At 69.6% G+C, this 18,271-nt stretch carries 18 protein-coding genes and 1 tRNA gene; 9 read left to right on the top strand and 10 right to left on the bottom strand.

Annotated elements, in window-relative coordinates; all coding sequences use genetic code 11:
• Positions 1-65: 65 nt before the first annotated feature.
• Positions 66-692, bottom strand: coding sequence for a TetR/AcrR family transcriptional regulator (locus AC1HFH_RS05380; RefSeq protein WP_480246323.1), 627 nt, complete (start codon positions 690-692; stop codon positions 66-68).
• A gap of 236 nt (positions 693-928) precedes the next feature.
• Between AC1HFH_RS05380 and AC1HFH_RS05375 the strand changes: the two genes are divergently transcribed.
• From AC1HFH_RS05375 to AC1HFH_RS05360, 4 genes are all read left to right on the top strand, one after another.
• A tRNA-Gln gene (locus AC1HFH_RS05375) sits at positions 929-999 on the top strand.
• Between the two features lie 58 nt (positions 1,000-1,057).
• Positions 1,058-2,548 (top strand): bifunctional UDP-N-acetylglucosamine diphosphorylase/glucosamine-1-phosphate N-acetyltransferase GlmU, encoded by a 1,491-nt coding sequence (glmU, locus tag AC1HFH_RS05370; RefSeq protein WP_480246322.1) that lies wholly within the window; start codon positions 1,058-1,060, stop codon positions 2,546-2,548.
• 32 nt (positions 2,549-2,580) lie between these two features.
• Positions 2,581-3,525, top strand: coding sequence for a ribose-phosphate diphosphokinase (locus tag AC1HFH_RS05365; protein ID WP_480247719.1), 945 nt, complete (start codon positions 2,581-2,583; stop codon positions 3,523-3,525).
• A 112-nt stretch (positions 3,526-3,637) separates the two neighbouring features.
• Positions 3,638-4,036 (top strand): hypothetical protein, encoded by a 399-nt coding sequence (locus AC1HFH_RS05360; RefSeq protein ID WP_480246321.1) that lies wholly within the window; start codon positions 3,638-3,640, stop codon positions 4,034-4,036.
• A 37-nt stretch (positions 4,037-4,073) separates the two neighbouring features.
• Here the strand turns inward: AC1HFH_RS05360 and AC1HFH_RS05355 are convergent, their stop codons facing one another.
• The gene (locus AC1HFH_RS05355; protein WP_480246320.1) at positions 4,074-4,220 is read right to left on the bottom strand and encodes a hypothetical protein; all 147 of its coding nucleotides are present in this window, start codon (positions 4,218-4,220) and stop codon (positions 4,074-4,076) included.
• Between the two features lie 66 nt (positions 4,221-4,286).
• Here AC1HFH_RS05355 and AC1HFH_RS05350 point away from each other — a divergent pair, with 66 nt between their 5' ends.
• Together AC1HFH_RS05350 and AC1HFH_RS05345 are read left to right on the top strand one after the other, a co-directional pair.
• A complete protein-coding gene (locus AC1HFH_RS05350; RefSeq protein WP_480246319.1) occupies positions 4,287-4,586 on the top strand; it encodes a hypothetical protein in 300 nt (99 codons plus the stop codon).
• 5 nt (positions 4,587-4,591) lie between these two features.
• Complete coding sequence (locus AC1HFH_RS05345) at positions 4,592-4,909, top strand: PDDEXK family nuclease (RefSeq protein ID WP_480246318.1); 318 nt, start codon at positions 4,592-4,594, stop codon at positions 4,907-4,909.
• On the opposite strand, the gene egtD is transcribed toward AC1HFH_RS05345, so the two are convergent.
• The 4 genes from egtD to egtA form a co-directional block, all read right to left on the bottom strand.
• Positions 4,881-5,849, bottom strand: coding sequence for an L-histidine N(alpha)-methyltransferase (gene egtD / locus AC1HFH_RS05340; protein WP_480246317.1), 969 nt, complete (start codon positions 5,847-5,849; stop codon positions 4,881-4,883). The genes AC1HFH_RS05345 and egtD overlap by 29 nt on opposite strands.
• Positions 5,846-6,685 carry an ergothioneine biosynthesis protein EgtC gene (egtC, locus tag AC1HFH_RS05335; RefSeq protein WP_480246316.1) on the bottom strand — a complete coding sequence of 280 codons (840 nt, stop codon included), beginning with the start codon at positions 6,683-6,685 and terminating at the stop codon, positions 5,846-5,848. Before egtC ends, egtD begins: the two co-directional genes overlap by 4 nt.
• The gene (gene egtB, locus AC1HFH_RS05330; RefSeq protein WP_480247718.1) at positions 6,685-8,016 is read right to left on the bottom strand and encodes an ergothioneine biosynthesis protein EgtB; all 1,332 of its coding nucleotides are present in this window, start codon (positions 8,014-8,016) and stop codon (positions 6,685-6,687) included. Before egtB ends, egtC begins: the two co-directional genes overlap by 1 nt.
• 521 nt (positions 8,017-8,537) lie before the next feature.
• Positions 8,538-9,911, bottom strand: coding sequence for an ergothioneine biosynthesis glutamate--cysteine ligase EgtA (gene egtA, locus AC1HFH_RS05325; protein WP_480246315.1), 1,374 nt, complete (start codon positions 9,909-9,911; stop codon positions 8,538-8,540).
• A 105-nt stretch (positions 9,912-10,016) separates the two neighbouring features.
• Here egtA and AC1HFH_RS05320 point away from each other — a divergent pair, with 105 nt between their 5' ends.
• Both AC1HFH_RS05320 and AC1HFH_RS05315 read left to right on the top strand, forming a co-directional pair.
• A complete protein-coding gene (locus AC1HFH_RS05320; RefSeq protein WP_480246314.1) occupies positions 10,017-11,189 on the top strand; it encodes an aminotransferase class V-fold PLP-dependent enzyme in 1,173 nt (390 codons plus the stop codon).
• A gap of 134 nt (positions 11,190-11,323) precedes the next feature.
• Positions 11,324-12,967 (top strand): fatty acyl-AMP ligase, encoded by a 1,644-nt coding sequence (locus AC1HFH_RS05315; protein WP_480246313.1) that lies wholly within the window; start codon positions 11,324-11,326, stop codon positions 12,965-12,967.
• Here the strand turns inward: AC1HFH_RS05315 and pth are convergent.
• Both pth and AC1HFH_RS05305 read right to left on the bottom strand, forming a co-directional pair.
• Positions 12,964-13,545 carry an aminoacyl-tRNA hydrolase gene (pth, locus tag AC1HFH_RS05310; RefSeq protein ID WP_480246312.1) on the bottom strand — a complete coding sequence of 194 codons (582 nt, stop codon included), beginning with the start codon at positions 13,543-13,545 and terminating at the stop codon, positions 12,964-12,966. The two genes, AC1HFH_RS05315 and pth, sit on opposite strands and share 4 nt — an antisense overlap.
• Before the next feature lie 25 nt (positions 13,546-13,570).
• Positions 13,571-14,161, bottom strand: coding sequence for a 50S ribosomal protein L25/general stress protein Ctc (locus AC1HFH_RS05305; protein ID WP_480246311.1), 591 nt, complete (start codon positions 14,159-14,161; stop codon positions 13,571-13,573).
• A gap of 537 nt (positions 14,162-14,698) precedes the next feature.
• On the opposite strand from AC1HFH_RS05305, the gene AC1HFH_RS05300 reads away from it, so the two are divergent.
• Positions 14,699-16,339 (top strand): peptide chain release factor 3, encoded by a 1,641-nt coding sequence (locus tag AC1HFH_RS05300; RefSeq protein WP_480246310.1) that lies wholly within the window; start codon positions 14,699-14,701, stop codon positions 16,337-16,339.
• 92 nt (positions 16,340-16,431) lie between these two features.
• On the opposite strand, the gene AC1HFH_RS05295 is transcribed toward AC1HFH_RS05300, so the two are convergent.
• Both AC1HFH_RS05295 and AC1HFH_RS05290 read right to left on the bottom strand, forming a co-directional pair.
• Positions 16,432-16,959, bottom strand: a complete 528-nt coding sequence (locus AC1HFH_RS05295) for a nuclear transport factor 2 family protein (protein WP_480247717.1) — start codon at positions 16,957-16,959, stop codon at positions 16,432-16,434.
• 235 nt (positions 16,960-17,194) lie between these two features.
• Positions 17,195-18,070 (bottom strand): Abi-alpha family protein, encoded by an 876-nt coding sequence (locus tag AC1HFH_RS05290; protein WP_480246309.1) that lies wholly within the window; start codon positions 18,068-18,070, stop codon positions 17,195-17,197.
• Positions 18,071-18,271 lie beyond the last annotated feature (201 nt).

Raw genomic sequence — 18,271 nt, 5'->3', positions numbered from 1 at the left:
GAGGCCGCCCGATCCGGCTGCGGCAGTGCGACTGCCGATTCCGCCTCCGGCGCCGGGCGAGGAGTTCAGTTGCTGTGCCGCTCTCCTGTCCCGGTAGGCCATTCGGAGCTGAGTACGGGTTCGGCTTCCAAATGACTCAAACCGTTCCAGCACAGATTCACCAGATGCGCCGCGACCACTTCTTTCGGCGGCTGCCGGACATCGAGCCACCAGGTAGCGGCCGTGGACACCATCCCGACCAGTGCCTGCGCGTACAGGGTGGCCAGGCCGGTGTCGAAATCCCGGCGATCGAAATCACCCGCCAGAATGTGGGCGACCTGGTTGACCGCCTCGTTCAACAGGCTGGAATAGCGACCTTCGGCAGTCGCGGCCGGCTGGTCACGGACCAGGATCCGGAAGCCGTCGGTGCGTTCCTCGATGTAGGTGAGCAGCGCCAGCGCCACCTGTTCCAGCCGCACCCGGGAGCGGTTCTGGGTGAGCGAGGAGGTGATCATGTCCAGCAGCATCGACATCTCCCGGTCGACCACCACCGCGTAGAGGCCTTCCTTACCCCCGAAATGCTCGTAGACCACCGGCTTGGACACCTGGGCCCGCTGCGCGATCTCCTCGATGGAGGTCGCGTCGTAACCGCGTTCGGCGAACAGTGAGCGGCCGATCTCGATCAGCTGCTGCCGGCGCTGCGTACCCGTCATCCGTGGCCGAGGACTCCGATGCGGTTCACTCACGCCCTTCCGCCTCCCGTCACGTCGACCCTCATCCGGCCGGGTCGGCACGACCCGTGCGCGGTGGAACGTTAGCAGCGCACCGGTGGGTGCCGCCGGAACGACCCGAACTGCCGGTTCCGCAATTCGGCGGTGGACCGGACTGTGTGCGAGGATCAGGGGGTGCCGTGACACACCGCGGACCGATCCGTCCACCGGTGTGGCGATCCGCCGTAGTGTAATGGCAGCACCTCTGATTTTGGTTCAGATAGTTCAGGTTCGAGTCCTGGCGGCGGAGCTCACGGAACCACTGCACTATCGTTGGCCCGCGTCATGCCGGGAGCCGAGGGAGATCCATGCCACAGCAGACCGCCGTCGTCGTTCTCGCAGCCGGGGCCGGGACGCGAATGCGGTCGAAGACTCCGAAGGTGCTGCATCGGATCGCGGGCCGGAGCATGCTCGCCCATGCGCTGTACGCCGCGAACGAGATCGACCCGACGTACCTGATCACCGTGGTCGGCCACGACCGGGACAAGGTCGAGGCCGCCGTCGATGCGGTGGCCGCCGAGCTCGACCGCGAGATCGTCCCCGCGCTGCAGGCCGAGCAGCTCGGCACCGGCCATGCGGTCCGGTGTGCGCTCGACTCCGTTCCTGCCGATTTCACCGGCGATCTGCTGGTCACCTCCGCCGATGTGCCGCTGCTCGACGGCCACACCCTGTCCGCGCTGCTCGACGAGCACCGCAGCTACCAGGAACGATCCGCCGTGACCGTCCTCACCTTCGTGCCGCCCGATCCGAACGGCTACGGCCGGATCGTCCGCGATGCGGACGGCCAGGTCACCGAGATCGTCGAGCACGCCGACACCACCCCCGAGCAGGCGGGGATCCACGAGGTCAATTCGGGTGTGTATGTCTTCGACGCCCAGGTGCTGCGCACCATGGTCGGCCGGCTGTCCACCGCCAATGCCCAGCACGAGCTGTACCTGACCGATGTGCTGCGGCTGGCCCGGGAGGCCGGGCATCCGGTGCACGGCGCCCGGCTGGTCGACGCGAACAAGGTCACCGGCGTCAACGACCGGGTGCAGCTCTCCCAGGCCGGCCGGGCTCTCAACCGCTACATCCTGGAGCGCCACATGCGGGCCGGGGTCACCGTCATCGACCCCGACACCACCTGGGTGGACGCCGGCGTGCAGATCGCCCGCGATGTCGTGCTCCGCCCCGGGGTGCAGCTGTTCGGTGACACCGAGATCGGCGAGGACGCCGAGATCGGCCCGGACAGCACGCTCACCGATGTGACCGTGGGCGTGGGCGCCCGGGTGGTCCGCACGCACGGCGAGGGTGCGCGGATCGAGGCCGGAGCCACCATCGGCCCGTTCACCTACCTGCGGCCGGGCACCGTGGTCGGGGAATCCGGCAAGCTCGGTGCCTTCGTCGAAACGAAGAACGCGACCGTCGGCGCGCACACCAAGGTGCCGCATCTGACCTATGTCGGCGATGCGACGATCGGCGAGTACAGCAACATCGGCGCGTCCAGTGTCTTCGTGAACTACGACGGGGTGAACAAGCACCACACCGTGGTGGGTTCCCATGTGCGAACCGGAAGTGACACGATGTTCATCGCTCCGGTAACGGTGGGTGACGGCGCGTATACGGGAGCGGGTACTGTACTGCGCAGGAACGTCCCTCCGGGCGCCCTCGCAGTGTCCGGCGGGGCACAGCGCAATATCGAAAACTGGGTGCAGCGCAACCGTCCCGGAACCGCTGCGGCGAACGCGGCGGCGGAAGCCATCGCGGACCACGAGATGTCGAGTCAGGCAACCGAGCAAAAGGATGGCAACCAGCAGTGACCGCGTTCTCGATCGACAATCAGAAGAACTTGATGCTCTTCGCCGGGCGGTCCCATCCGGAACTGGCCGAGCAGGTTGCGAAGGAACTCGACGTCGAGGTCACGCCCCAGACGGCGCGTAGCTTCGCCAACGGCGAGATCTTCGTCCGTTTCGAAGAGTCGGTACGAGGCTCCGACGCCTTCGTGCTGCAGAGCTTCCCGGCGCCGCTCAACGAGTGGCTGATGGAACAGCTCATCATGATCGACGCCCTCAAGCGGGGCTCGGCCAAGCGGATCACCGCGGTGCTGCCGTTCTACCCGTACGCCCGCCAGGACAAGAAGCACCGCGGCCGCGAGCCCATCTCCGCCCGCCTGATCGCCGATCTACTCAAGACCGCCGGCGCCGACCGGATCATCACCGTCGACCTGCACACCGACCAGATCCAGGGTTTCTTCGACGGCCCGGTGGATCATATGCACGCCCTGGTGCAGCTGTCGGAGTACATCCGCAACAACTACGGCTCCGACGATCTGGCCGTGGTGTCCCCGGATGCCGGCCGGGTGAAGGTCGCGGAGAAGTGGGCCGACGCCCTGGGCGGCACCCCGCTGGCCTTCGTGCACAAGACCCGCGACCCGCTGGTGCCCAACGAGGTGAAGTCCAACCGCGTCGTCGGTGACGTCGAGGGCCGCACCTGCATCCTGATCGACGATATGATCGACACCGGCGGCACCATCGCCGGCGCGGTCAAGGTGCTGAAGGAAGCCGGTGCGGGCGACGTCATCATCGCGTGCACGCACGGCGTGTTCAGCGACCCGGCCGCCGAGCGGCTGGCCAACTGCGGCGCCCGCGAGGTCGTGACCACCAACACCCTGCCGATCAGCGAGGACAAGAAGTTCCCGACGCTGACCGTGCTCTCCATCGCGCCGCTGCTGGCTCGCACCATCCGCGAGGTCTTCGAGAACGGCTCGGTGACCGGCCTGTTCAACGGCAACGCCTAGAGCTCCGCAACCACATCGGCGGCCCGGTCCACCTCGGATCGGGCCGCCGATCCGTGTCCGGACCGGGTGATACCGTGCAGGCGAGCTTCCGAGAATTTCCATATGGGGGGACATGAGCACGCCGCCGAGCGACCCGGGCCGGTACGACTACGACGGCCCGGGATCGGAGCTGCCACCGCAACCGGCGCCCCCGGGGTACTTCGCTTATCAGGGGTCGCCGCCGCCCGGTTATCCAGTTCCCGGCCCGCACGGCTATCCGGATCCGACCCCGACCTGGTCGATCATCAGCTTCTGCTGTCTGGGGGCCGCCGTACTGGGCGGCCTGGTCTTCTGCGGGGCGCCGGTGCTGCTGTTCGGCCCCGCCGGCTTCGTATGTGGCATTGTCGGCCACCGCAAGGACGAGAAGCTGGGCCTCTGGGCGGCCGGGGCCAACGGCTTCCTCGTCGGACTCACGCTCATCCTGGTCGGGATTCTGGTGGTCGTCGGAGCGTTTGCTTCCACGGCCGGGTGAATCCGGCGCCGAGGCCGTCGGACACTCGCCGCTCGGCCTAGGCACGGACAGTCACCGCGGCGCGCTCTGCTGCGAGCACCGCCGGGTCTCGCCGGTCGGCATCGGACGGCTCATAGGCTGCGAATCGGGCAGCGAACTCGTCGGCGCGGGCGAGGAGCCCCTCGGTGGTACGTGGCGTCGCCATTACCCCAGTGAACACGGCTGTGTGCCGACCGGGTGCAGATTCCGCGACTGGTGGTCTACTGGGTATATGACTCGTGAACCGCTCGATATGGATATGGGGGACGACGAACAGGCCGACGAGGTCGCCGAGTACGAGAGATATATCGAGGACCCGCCGCGTGACTACGTGATCCGGGACCACGAGGCCGATGACCGGGGCCATCTCGGGATCGGCCGGGAACTGGCGGCGGAATGGACCCGGCGCGGGCAACGCCGGGAGGACCTGGCCGAGGACGACCGGCCCGCCGAGGTGGCGGCGATCGAGATCGTCGACGACACCGCGATCGAGGCCGGTTACCGCGAGCCCATCGACGGGATGGAGTTGTAGCGTCGATGGACGGGTTCACCGACCTGTATGTCACAGCAGACGAGTACGCCGACGGCGCCACCGACCAGCTCGGCGACATAGAGATCGTCGACGGCCGGGTCGTGCAGTTGATGGCCCAGAGCCCGCTGCACAGCCGGGTGCTACGGCTGGCAGGTGCGCTCGAGGCAGCACGGCGCGAGGGCGGCCCCTGTATGGTCGCCGACTCCCACGTCGCAGCGCGTTTCCCCGACAGCGAAGCGCCGACCGCCGACCGGCGCCTGAACGTCCGATACCCTGGAGCAGCCCTGACGGAACTCACATCCGCCGAGCCAGCACCAGGGTGAACCGGTCGTCCGGATCGGCCCAGCTGTCCGCGACCTCGAATCCCGCCGTGGCCAGTTCGCGGGCCAGGCCGGCCGGGCGGAACTTGGCGGAGATCTCGGTGCGCAGTTCCTCGCCGGCGGCGAACTCGACGGTCAGACCCAGATCGGCCACGGTCACGGTCATCGGCTGCCGCGCCCGCAACCGCATCTCGATCCATTCGTCGTCCGCGTCCCACAGGGCGATGTGCTCGAAGTTCTCGGGCCGGAAATCGGCGGCGAGGCGGCGATTCAGTACCCGGAGAACGTTGCGGTTGAACTCCGCGGTGACCCCGGCGGCATCGTCGTAGGCGGGTACCAGCACCGCCGGGTCCGTGACCAGCCCCGCGCCGAGCAGCAGATGCTCGCCCGGTTCCAGCACCTCCTGCACCCCGGCCAGGAACTCGGCGCGTTCGGCGGGGACCAGATTGCCGAGCGTGCCGCCGAGGAAGGCGATCATCCGACGACCGCCGCGCGGCAGTGTCTGCAGCGTGTCGGTGAAGTCGCTCACCACGCCGTGTACCTCCAGGCCCGGGTAGCCGGCGGCGATCTCGCGCGCCGCCCCACGCAGGGCCGATTCCGAGACATCCTGCGGGACATATGTCTTCAGGCTGCCGGTGGCGGTGAAGGCGTCCAGCAGCAGCCGTGTCTTCGCGGCCGAGCCGGCCCCCAGTTCGACCAGGACCTGCGGTTGCGCCGCGGCGATCGCACCGGCGAACCGGTCGAGCAGGGCTCGCTCGGTGCGGGTCGGGTAGTACTCGGGCAGCGCGGTGATCCGCTCGAACAGTTCACTGCCGTGCGCATCGTAGAACCACTTGGGCGGCAGCGATTTCGGCGTACCGGACAAGCCGTGCCGGGCATCGTCGCGCAGCGCTTCGGCCAGATCCGCCTCGGTCAGGTGGATTTCCAGCGTGGGTTCGGTCATGCGGTGACCCTCTCGGTGAGTGCGGTGATCTCGCATCGGCCCGGGCCGGCGGCCACCAGCTGCCGATCGGGAACCGGCTGCCAGCGCGGATCGGAGTCGTACGGCTCGGAGGCCAGCACGGTGTAGTCGTCGGCGACCAGCACCGACAGGGAGTGGTAGCAGGTCGTCGCCCAGGCCCCGGTCTCGTCCACCAGCAGCAGGTTGAGCCGGGCTTCCGGTTGCCGGGCCAGCACCGCCCCGGTCAGCAGGCGCAGCGCCGCGGACGGCGGGAACAGGGGGGCGTCGGCGCCGGGCACGGTGAGCAGTCCCCGCAGCAGCACCCACAGGGCGGCCGAATCGGTGAGGGCTTCGGCGTCGAGCAGCGCGGCGGGAGTCCCGAACGGGGGTTGCGCACCCCGGGCGGCCACCGCCTCGTCCAGATCGGCGAGTACCGCACTCAGCGTCGCGCGCCAGTCCGGCACGACGCCGTTGTGGCTGAACGCGCGGTGTTCGTCGATGAACGGGGCGCAGGCGTCGCGCTGTACCGCCATACCGGGCGTGGCCGAACGGACGGCCGCCAGCACCGCGGACGACTCCATCTGCCCCAGTACCTCTTCGACCGCCGGATCGGTCCAGATCGGCGCCGGATTGCGGTATCGGGTGACGACCGGCCGGGTGCTGTGCGTGCCGACCTCCGCGCGCCGCCACCAGGCGGCGCCGAAACCGTCGACGTTGACGGTGCCGCCGCCCCGCATCTCCCGCGGCGCCCACGCCTGCACCTGCAGCGAATGCGGACCGCGCACCAGCAGTTCCCCGACCGGCGCCGGTGGGCCGAGATAGGCCAGGTGCCGGCACATCAGCACTCCCCCGGCCGCAGATCGCGGGCCAGCCGGAACCCGGCGAAGATCTGCCGGCGGATCGGGTGGTCCCAGTTGCGGAAGGTGCCCCGGCAGGCGACCGGGTCGGTGCCGAAGGAGCCGCCCCGCAGCATCCGGTAATCGCCACCGAAGAACACCTCCGAGTACTCCCGGTACGGGAAGGCACGGAACCCCGGATAGCCGCTGAAGCCCGATGCGGTCCACTCCCACACATCGCCGATCAGCTGGTGCACCCCGGTCGCCGAGGCCCCGGCCGGGTAGGCACCGACCTCGGCCGGTTCCAGATGCCGCTGGCCCAGGTTGGCCGTCGTCTCGTCCGGGTCGGCCGCGCCCCACGGATAGCGGCGGGATTCCCCGGTGGCGGGGTCGAACCGGGCCGCCTTCTCCCATTCGGCCTCGGTCGGCAGCCGTTTACCGGCCCAGCGGGCGAAGGCCTCGGCCTCGAACCAGCACACGTGCACCACCGGCTGCTGCGGCCGGACCGGCATCCGCACCCCGAACACCCGCCGCCACCAGGTGCCGTCGGCGTCCTGCTCCCAGAACTGGGGTGCCGTCAGCCCGGCCTGCTGCCGGTGCGCCCAGCCGCGCTCGGACCACAGTTCGGGCCGTCGGTAGCCGCCGTCGGCCATGAATTCCAGGTATCGCGCGTTGGTCACCGGCGCGACCTCGATCGCGAAGCCCGGGACCTGCACCGGGTGTGCGGGCCGCTCGTTGTCCAGTGCCCAGGGGTCGGCCGAGGTGCCCATCAGGAACTCACCGCCGGGGAGCACCGCCTCGCCCTCGGCCGCCACCCGGGCGGCGGGTGCCGGTGGCGCGGCCAGGACCGGTGCGCCCTGGCGCAGCTGATGCGTCGCCAGCATGGTCTCGTCGTGCTGCTGTTCGTGCTGGGCGATCATGCCGAAAGCGAACCCCCCGTCGACCAGCTCCCGTCCGCGCAGCGGGCTCGCGTCAAGCACATCGAGTACCTTCGTGCGCACCGTGCGCACATAGCCGCGCGCCTGGCCCGGGTCCAGCAACGGCAGCGCGGGCCGGTCCGCCCGCCGGTGCCGGAACGCATCGTAGAGCTCGTCGATATCGGCGCGCACCGGCTCGCGGCCACCGACATCGCGCACCAGCCAGAGCTCCTCCTGATTGCCGATATGGGCCAGATCCCAGACCAGCGGGCTCATCAGCGGCGAATGCTGGGCGACGAGATCGGCTTCGTCGACCGCATCGGTCAGCGCCGCCGTCCGCTCCCGGGCCCGCACCAGCACATCCGCGATCCGTTCCCGCAGCCGATCGGTATCGGCTACCGCACCGGCCGCGTGCACGCCGCCACCGACGCCGAGGCCACCGCCTGCGGCAACGGCACCCGAGTCGGCCACACCGCGTCCGAACACACCGGCAGAACCGGAACCGGTGCTGCCCCGGTCGGCGTTACCGCTGTGTGCTCCGCTACGCGCGGGCGCATCGCCGCCCCCGCTCGACGGCGCCACCGTGATGCCGTCGTACCTGCCCCGTTCTGCCCGGACAGCGACGGACCCACCCAGGTCTCGGCCACCGGCATCGCCGGAGTCGGCGCCACGAGGCGCTCCTGCCACACCACCCTCGGAGGCGCCGGGATTGCCGACCTCGGGGTCGACCTGTGCATCGGGCGGATCGACGCGACCGCTGACGGCGACGCCCGGACCGTGGGCATCGGCAGAACCGGAACCTGCACCACCACCATCGGCGAGGGCACGATGTGCGGCACCGGGCGGGGCGTGGTCGCCGACTGCGCTGGACCGCGAGGTACCGCGGACGGCGGGGTTTGCCGCACCGTGAGCGTCGGGGTGATCGGTGGAGCCTGCGGTCACGAGTTACTCCGAACGTCGGGGGATCCGTTGCGGTGAGCGGTGTGGTGGGTCGGCGGGCGATGCCGGTGTTCCGGTGGGATCGGGTCCGGCCGGGACCATTGGTAGGGGGTGCAGGCGGCGCGGCAACGGGCGGCGGCAGCGGCGAAGTCGGCCGCGGCGGACTGGTCGGCGTGGTCGGCGGCCAGCGCGAGCAGGTCCACCGCCACCTCGCGCAGCTGTGGGTCGGCGAGCCCGTCACGGGCGGCCTCCTGCCACCGGTCGGCCACCGGTTCGGCCAGGGAACGGGCCTCCGCGACCACGGTCGGCGTGGACATCAGCGTTTCGAACAGGCGCACCGGCACCACCCAGTCCTCGCCCGGCTGTGCGTCCAGGTACCGCACTTCGAGGTGTCCGGCGGCACGGACCGGTGGGAACAGGGTGGTCAGGTGGTAGTCCAGATCGCTCCGGTCCGGGCGGCGGCCGATCTCGTCGTCCAGCGCACCGGCCAGCCAGTCGGCGAAGGTGGCGCCGGGCGGTGCCGCCCAGTCGCCCGGACCGGATCCGGTCCGCCGCACGCACAGCAACGGCACGTCGAGGGCCCAGCGGCCGTATGCACCGATCGGATCGGTCCAGTCGGCCACGCTGGGCCGGGTCCGCGCCGGATCCAGCCGTAGCCAGGTCCGCATCCGCTGGGAGGCCCAGCTGCCCGCGGGCGCCCCGTGCAGCTGCGGCGAACAGGCGAATGCGGCCACCAGCGGCGGGCCGACCGCGTACAGCGCCGACCAGCGGGCGGTGACCTCGGCGCAATCGGCACCGGCGTCCAGGCTCACCTGGGTGGCGGCCGTATTGCACATCATCAGTTTGCCGAACGGGCCGATGCCGGTGAACGAGCGTTCCATGGCCGAATAGCGTGGCAGCCGCAGCACCCGCCGGGCGCGGCGTTCGGCGTCGGCCGCCGCGGAAACCATCCGAATGCAGCGGGTTTCGAGTAGTTCGTGGAGCCGCCTGGTATCGGCGCGAAGATTGTCGCAGAGCTCTGCGGCGGTGACGGCGGGGCTGCTGGAGAGTTCGATCTGGCCACCGGGCTCGACGGTAACCCGGCTACCGCCGGGCAACGGGATCGCGGGGGAATCGGGTGCGATGGATTGCGGAGCATGGGGCCCCAGCGCCTCGGCGAGCTCCGCCGGCGTCGGGCGCGGGGCAGCCGACGGCGTGGCTGCCGAACACCCACCGGTCGCGGTGAGCCATTCCAGTTCGGCGCCGATCAGCCCCGGTGGCCCCAATTTGAAACACACACCACCCACATAGGCCTCGGCTGCTGCGCGCGTGGACAACTGCGTCGAGTCCGGTACCGGCGCCGTCGATCCCGGCCCCGCCAGTGTGACCGCCATGCGTACCACCACCCTGCTTTTCGAGCGACTGTCCCCAGAGTAGCCACGCCCACCGACACTCGAGCCGAACAGTTCGCGAACGAACAGTCGCTACTGTCGGTAGGCATGCTGGACGAAACCCTGATCCGCGCCGACACGCCGGGTCTGGCCGATGGCCGGATATTCCTGGACAGCGCCGGATCGTCACTGCCGCCCCGGATCGTCACCGAGACCGTGATCGCGCATCTGCGCCGGGAGGCCGAGGTCGGCGGTTACCGAGCAGCTAACGAGCGGCTGGCCGATCTGGCCGCGGTGAAGACCGATATCGCATCGCTGATCGGCGCCACCCCGGACAGCATCGCCCTCAGCGACAGCGCCACCCGCTCGTGGGCGGATTTCTTCTACTCGGTCCCACTCACCTCCGGCGACCGGATCCTGATCTCCGGCGCCGACTATGCGAGCAACGCCATCGCGGCGCTGCAACGGGCACGAGCCTGCGGTGCGGTGGTCGAGCGTATTCCCAGCGATCACACCGGCCGGCTCGACACCACTGCCCTGGCCGAGCTGCTCGACGAACGGGTCCGGCTGGTCTCGCTGCAACACGCGCCGACCAACGGCGGTCTGATCAACCCGGTCGCCGAGGCGGCGCGGATCGCGCACGCCGCCGGGGCGCTGGTGCTGCTGGACGCGTGCCAGTCCGCCGGGCAGCTACCGCTGGACGTAACCGAACTCGAGGTGGACGCACTGTCCGCGACCGGCCGCAAGTGGCTGCGGGGTCCACGTGGCACCGGGTTCCTGTATGTGCGGCCGGAACTGGCCCGCAGCATGGAACCGGCCCGGCTGGATCTGCACAGCGCCGCCTGGACGGCGCCCGGCGAGTACCGGCCGGCACCGGACGCATCCCGGTTCGAGTTCTGGGAATGCGATGTGGCGGCCCGCCTCGGCCTGGGCGCCGCCGTCCGATACCTGTTGGAGCTCGGCCCCGAGCAGGTGTACGCGGCGGTCGCCGCGCGGGCCGAGTATCTGCGCAAGACCCTGCCGGACATCCCGGGTGTGACCGTCCGTGACCTCGGCGTCGAGCACAGCGGCATCGTCTCGTTCACGGTGGCCGGGCACGATCCGGTCGAGGTGCGCGACCGGCTGGCCGACCGGGACATCACAGTCACGGTGAGCCATGCCGGTTCCACCCTGCTGGACATGACCGAACGGCAGCTGTCCGCGGTGGTCCGGGCCTCCCCGCACTGTTTCGTGGAGCATTCCGAGCTCGACCGATTCGTCGACGCGTTACGCAGCCTGTAGCCGGGTCGGCTGTACGCCGGAACGAGGCCCCGCCGGGATTCGCCCGAACACGCTGCCGCGCTCGCCCGGTGATGCACTTCGGGTGGATCATGGAGGGACGCAGGCGGCACCGGTCGCGACGAGGAACAGCGGCGATGAGCAGGTTCACCGAAGAGATGATCGCCACGGCGCAGGACACGCCGCGGGGACTGGTCACCGGCGAACCGGCGGCGCCGTTGCGGCAGACCTGGGGCGAGATCCACCGGATCGCCCGGCAGATGGCCGGTGGCCTGGCCGCCGCCGGGATCGGGCCCTGCGATGCGGTCGGGGTGCTGGCCGGTCTGCCGGTCGATATCGCACCGGCCTGTCAGGGCATCTGGCTGCGCGGAGCCTGCATCACCATGCTGCATCAGCCCACCCCGCGCACCGATCCGACACTGTGGGCGCACGACACCGAGACCGTGCTGCACATGATCGGCGCTCGCGCGGTGGTGCTCGGTCCCCCGTTCGAGGCGGCCGAACCGATCCTGCTCGACCGCGGCGTCCCGGTGGTGCGCATGGACCGGTTGCGCAGCGGCGCAGACACCGACCCGCTGCCCACCGCCGAGTCCGATATCGCCCTGTTGCAGCTGACCTCCGGGTCCACCGGATCGCCCAAGGCGGTGCAGATCACGCACGGCAATTTCCACGTCAATGCGCACGCCATGTTCCGCCGGGTCCGGTTCCGGCTCTCCTCGGACGTCATGGTGAGCTGGCTGCCGCTGTTCCACGATATGGGCATGGTCGGCTTCCTCGCCGTGCCCATGCAGTTCGGCGCCGAAGTGGTGTGCGTGACCCCGCTGGACTTCCTGACCCGGCCGCTGCTGTGGCCGGAGCTCCTCGACCGCTACCGCGGGACCGTCACTGCGGCACCGAATTTCGCCTACGCCCTGCTGGCCCGCCGGCTCCGGCAGGCCGCGCCGGGCAGCTTCGACCTGTCCACCGTCCGATACATGTGGAACGGCGCCGAACCGGTGGATCCGGACACCATGGACGCGCTGGCCGAGGCCGGCCGGCCGTTCGGACTCGACCCGGCGGCGCTCACCCCGGTGTACGGCATGGCCGAAACCACGCTGGCGGTGTCGCTCCCGGAACCCGGCCGGGGGCAGGTACTCGATGTCGTGGACGCAGATCTGCTCGCGGCCGGTGGTTTGGCCGTTCCGGTCGCCGACGGCGGCCATCACGGCAGCCGGCGCCGCCTGCCCACCCTCGGCTACCTGGTCGACGACCTGGACGGGCGGGTGGTGGACGCCGACCGGAACCCGGTGCCGGCCCGTTCGGTGGGCGTGATCGAATTGCGCGGCCCCGCGGTGACCTCGGGCTATCTCACGGCGGCCGGGTTCCGCCCCGCCCTCGACCCGGACGGCTGGCTGGATACCGGCGATCTGGGCTACTTCACCGAAACGGGCCTGCTGGTGGTGTGCGGCCGGCTCAAGGACGTCATCATCATGGCCGGGCGCAACATCTACCCCACCGATGTCGAGCGGGCCGCGCTGCGGGTGCCCGGGGTACGGCCCGGCAATGCGGTGGCGGTCCGGCTGGACGCGGGCGCGAAGCGGGAGAGCTTCGCCGTGGTGGTGGAATCCAACGACCATGCCGACCCGGGTCAGGTACGGCGGATCGAGCGGGAGATCGCCCATGCGGTGTTCGCCGCGGTGGGGGTGCGCCCGCGGACCGTCGCGGTACTCGGCCCCGGTGCGCTGCCGAAGACGTCCTCGGGCAAGCTGCGCCGCAGCGCGACCGCGGAACGGCTGCGCTAGTGCAGCCGATTCTGCGCGGCCTCCAGGCCGTGCCGCAACAGCAGCTCCACGGCGTCGGCCGCCTGCTCCACGAGCACCGGAACCTCCTTGCGTTCCGGTGCGGCGAAGGGCTTCAGCACGTAGTCGGCCGGGTCCTGCCGGCCGGGCGGGCGCCCGATCCCGATCCGGGTGCGCAGATAGTCCTTGGTGGTGAGGGCCTGGGAGATCGACCGCAGACCGTTGTGGCCGCCTTCGCCGCCGCCGCGCTTGAGCTTGATCGAGCCGAACGGCAGGTCGAGTTCGTCGTGGACGACGACGACCTCGGTGGGCGGTACGGAGAAGAAGCGGGCCAGGGCGGCCACCGGCCGGCCGGACAGGTTCATGTACGTCCGGGGCTTGGCGATCAGCACCTGGCGGCCGTCCAGACGGGCCTGCAGCAGGTCGGCACCGGATTTCTTGTGTACGGCGAACCGGCCGCCGACGCGCTCGGCGAGCACGTCGGCGACCAGGAAGCCCACATTGTGCCGGGTGCGCTCGTACTCCGGGCCGGGATTACCCAACCCGACGACCAGAGCGGGCCCGGGAATTGATTCGGTCATCGGCCGAACCGTATCGCGGGAGCGATTATTCGGCGGTCTCGCCCTCGCCCTCGGCGGCAGCGGCGCCGCCACGCTTGGCTGCGGCCACGTTCACGACCAAGCCCTCGGGGTCGCCGACCAGGGTGACACCCTCGGGCAGCGGCACCTGGCCGGCCAGAATCCGGGTGCCCGGTGCGACGTTCTCGATGGAGACCTCGACGGACTCCGGCACGTTCAGCGCCTCGGCCTCCAGGGTCAGCACGGTGGCCTCCTGGGTGACCATGCTGCCCGCGGCCGGAATACCGGTGACGACGGCCGGAACCTCGGCGGTGACCTTCTCGCCCTTCTGCACGATCAGCAGGTCGGCGTGCTCGATGTAGCGGCGGATCGGGTGCACCACGACCGACTTGGTGAGCGCCAGCTGCTCCTTGCCCTCGATCACCAGGTTCATGACGGCGTTGGTGCCGTGCTCACGCAGGATGGCGGCGAAGTCCTGAGCGTTCACCGACAGGTGCTGCGGATCGGTCTGGTGGCCGTACAGCACGGCCGGCACGTTGCCGGCCCGACGGGTGCGGCGCGCCGCGCCCTTGCCGAACTCGGTGCGGACGGTGGCTTCGAGCTGGTTGACCTCGGACATGACTGAATGCGCTCCCTACGGCTCTTCCGGGCTGGTCACAGTTTTCCCGACGGCGGCATGCGCACGAAGTGGCACACACCGTAGCGGGGGTGGGTCTCTTCGCCGGCGAGCAGGAAACGACGCCGACGGCCAGCGGGCCGAGCCGCGTCGATCACGGTGAGCGCAGAGTCTGCGGTCACCCTCGCCGAGACAACCCGTCAACCATACCTCGAGTGCCCGAACCGGTAGCAAACGCCCTGGAAAACGGTGCGGACCGGCCCGAGAGCCGAAGAGCTGCCGAACAGGCGGAGTCGCCGAACCGACAGCTTCCCGCCGTCCAGGCACCGAAGGCAGAGCACATTCGGGTCCCGTAGGATTACTGCAATACCCGGCCCCGCCGGGAGCGAGTCTTACGAGCGACGTTCCGGCCCGCCTCGCGAATCGGCACTCGAAAGCGCATGAGCCGAAGGCTCGAGTCTCGAGTGCCGATTCGCGAGGCAGAAGAGGGCCGGAACACGCGCAGGCGGAGCCTGCGCCAAAAGATACGGAGTTCGTTCCTTGTCCGACGCTGCCGAGAGCACGGCCACTGCACTGCGCGGCCTACCGGCCGAAACCGCCCGCCGTCGCACCTTCGCGGTGATCTCCCACCCGGATGCCGGTAAATCGACACTCACCGAGGCGCTGGCGCTGCATGCCCAGGTGATTTCGGAGGCCGGCGCGATCCACGGCAAGGCGGGCCGGAAGTCGACGGTGTCGGACTGGATGGAGATGGAGAAGGCGCGCGGCATCTCGGTCAGCTCCACCGCGCTGCAGTTCAATTATCGGGCGGCCGGATCCGATGTCGAGAACGTGATCAACCTGGTCGACACACCGGGTCACTCGGATTTCTCCGAGGACACCTACCGGGTGCTGACCGCCGTCGATGCCGCGGTGATGCTGATCGATGCGGCCAAGGGCCTGGAGCCGCAGACGCTGAAACTGTTCCAGGTGTGCCGGCACCGGGGTATCCCGGTCATCACCGTGATCAACAAATGGGACCGGCCCGGCCGCGAGCCGCTGGAACTACTGGACGAGATCGACGAGCGGATCGGCCTGACCCCGACGCCGTTGTATCTGCCGGTCGGGATCGCGGGCGATTTCCGCGGCCTGCTGCGCCGCGATGCGGCCGGTGCGCCCCGGGACTACATCCATTTCACCCGTACCGCGGGTGGCGCCACCATCGCTCCCGAGGAAACCCTCAGCCCGGAACAGGCCGAGGCCCGGGAGGGCGACACCTGGTCCACCGCGGCCGAGGAGAGCGAACTGCTGACGGCCACCGGTCAGGTCCACGATCAGGAGATGTTCCTGGCCGGCCAGACCTCACCGGTGATCTATGCCTCGGCGATGCTCAACTTCGGCGTGCGCCAACTGCTGGAGACCCTGGTCGAGCTGGCACCGGCGCCCGGCGCCCGCACCGCTGTCGACGGCGCCGAACGCGCGACCTCGGACCCGTTCAGTGCGGTGGTGTTCAAGGTGCAGGCCGGGATGGACACCGCGCATCGGGATCGGCTGGCGTTCATGCGGATCGTGTCGGGCGAGTTCGAACGGGGCATGGTGGTGACGCACGCCCAGACCGGCCGCCCGTTCGCCACCAAGTACGCGCTGACCGTCTTCGGCCGGGAGCGTTCCACCGTCGATACCGCCTATCCGGGCGATGTGGTCGGCCTGGTCAATGCCACCGCACTCGCGCCGGGCCATACGCTGTATCTGGACAAGAAGGTGGAGTTCCCGCCGATTCCGAGCTTCGCGCCGGAGCATTTCGCGGCGTTGCGCGCGCAGAGCGCGGGCAAGTACAAGCAGTTCCGCAAGGCGATCGATCAGCTCGATTCCGAGGGTGTGGTGCAGGTGCTGCGCAACGATGCCCGCGGCGATGCCTCGCCGGTGCTGGCGGCGGTGGGCCCGATGCAGTTCGAGGTGGTGACGGCCCGGATGCAGGCGGAGTTCAATGTCGAGACCCAGCTGGACTTCCTCGGCTATTCACTGGCCCGGCGCACCGATGCGGAGTCCGCGCCGGCATTGGATCGGCAGCGGGGTGTGGAGGTGTTCACCCGTTCCGACGGGGTGCTGCTGGCACTGTTCAGCGACAAGTGGCGGCTGCAGTACATCCAGAAGGAGAATCCGGATCTGACGCTGGAACCGCTGGTCGCGACTGCCGACTGATTCCGGTGGGCCGGAGGCGGTAGCGGAGTGTGGCCACGGAGGCCCTCGGAGGTCAGTCGCATCGAACACCGCTGATTCCGGCGGGCCGCCGATCAGCCGGCGGGCGGGGCGGGCGGTTCGCGCCGGACCGGCATGGTGCCGGGATCGCGTTCCACCGCGGCGACGCCGCTCTCCTGGGCGATGAGCCCCCAGCGGCCGGCGGTCAGCCGCAGGCTGGGCAGGTCGCTGAGCGAGACGACCACCTCGTAGGTGCGCTCGTAGCCGCTGTGCGCGATCCGCCATTCCCCGTCGTCGCACCGGACGTATCGGTCGGTGTAGTAGGCGGCTCCGTGCAGCAGCATGTTGTGCCCGGGGATGAGCACGGTGTCGGCGAGATACCAGGTGCCGGTGGCGGTGTCTCCGTCGATATCGATTTCGGGGTGGTCACAGCGATGTTCGGTGATCACATGCGGACCGAGGGTGTTGTGCATGAACGCGATGAACGCATCGCGTGATTCGAATTGCAGGTATTCACTGTAGGTGGCGGTCGCCTCGGGAATCATGGTGTCGGCGAACTCGTCCCACGATTTGGTGTCCAAGGCGCGCAGATATCGATATTTCAGCCGTTGGATCCGGGTCACATCGTCGAGACCGGCCGATTGCCCGGCGGGTCGCGGCGGCGCCTCGGGGGCGGTGTCGGGCGCCGGTCCCGGTCCGGCGACCACCGGATCGTCCGCACCGGGCAGGACCGCAGCCGGCTCGCGCGGCAGGCGCTCGTCGCTGTCGATCCCGTGTCCCCACTGCCCCTGATCCATATCTTCCACAATCCCACCCGATCGGGAAGATTTGCGGAATCTGTATCAGATTGCTATCGGATCAAGAGCCGATCGTGAAGCAGGTACGGCAGAAGTCCTCGCCGAACTCCGAGAGTCGCAGGCTCTTGCGGACGATCTTGGGCGCACGACCGGCCTTCTTCAGGGCCTCCTCGACCACCGGCTGCACTTCGAGCACCATATAGCGGCTCAGCACGACGGGGTCGTCGGAGGTGAAGGTGAGGCCGAGGCGGTTGAGGTTGATCAGATAGGACCGGGCCCGGTCCGGGTAGCGAACCCCGGCCTGTTCCGGCACCGAGGTCAGATCGCCCTGGACCAGTTCCGATCCGATACCGAGCGGGCGGTTGGTCCGCACGTCGACGGAAGGCTGGGGACCGTTGAGCGCCATGAAGCGCAGGATCCGGGCCTCGTCCGGCGCGATCTCGTCCAGGATCCGGTCGTAGGCGGGATGCACATCCTCGGTGAAGTAGACGTCCGCCGAGCGGGCCAGCAGCGCATCACCGCGCCGGCGCAGATCCTCGGTGGTCGCCGAACGCAGGTACGGGCCGACCGCGACGGCCTGCTGGGCGGAGCCGTTCGGAGTGGGGACGTAGCTGACGATCTCGCGAACCGACCCTTCGGTCACGCCGAGCGCGCTGCGGGCGATGCCACGCAGCGCGTTTCCGGTGCGCTCGGCGATATCGGCGGACGATTCGCCGTCGATCGCGGCCTGCGCGATCTCCCTGGTCACCTCGTAGGTGGTCCCCATCGCCCATTGACCGCCGCGTACCGCGGTCCCGGCGGCCAGCCCCGCGGCCCGGAACACGCCGCGGATCAGCCGGGCCTCGTTGCTGATCCGGCGCTGTTCGACATCCGAGCTGCGCTCGACGGAACGGGTACCGGCTCGGGTCAGGTCCTGTCCGGTCCTGTCGTCTGTCACGTCCTACTCCGAAGTGTCGCCATGTGAACGTATCCGCCCACCGATTCCTGCCCGACCACAGTTGCCATCCGGCCTCGCCGTTGCCCGGCGATCCGGTCGGCACACACCGGGAAGCAGATCCCCTGCATCGCTTCCGTTGTCACCTACCACGAAACGGCGTGTGCCGACATTGTTGCGATCCGCAGCGGAGACTGCGACATT

Source organism: Nocardia sp. KT25-26 (assembly GCF_056627695.1).
This window is presented reverse-complemented; position numbering and strand designations above follow the sequence as displayed.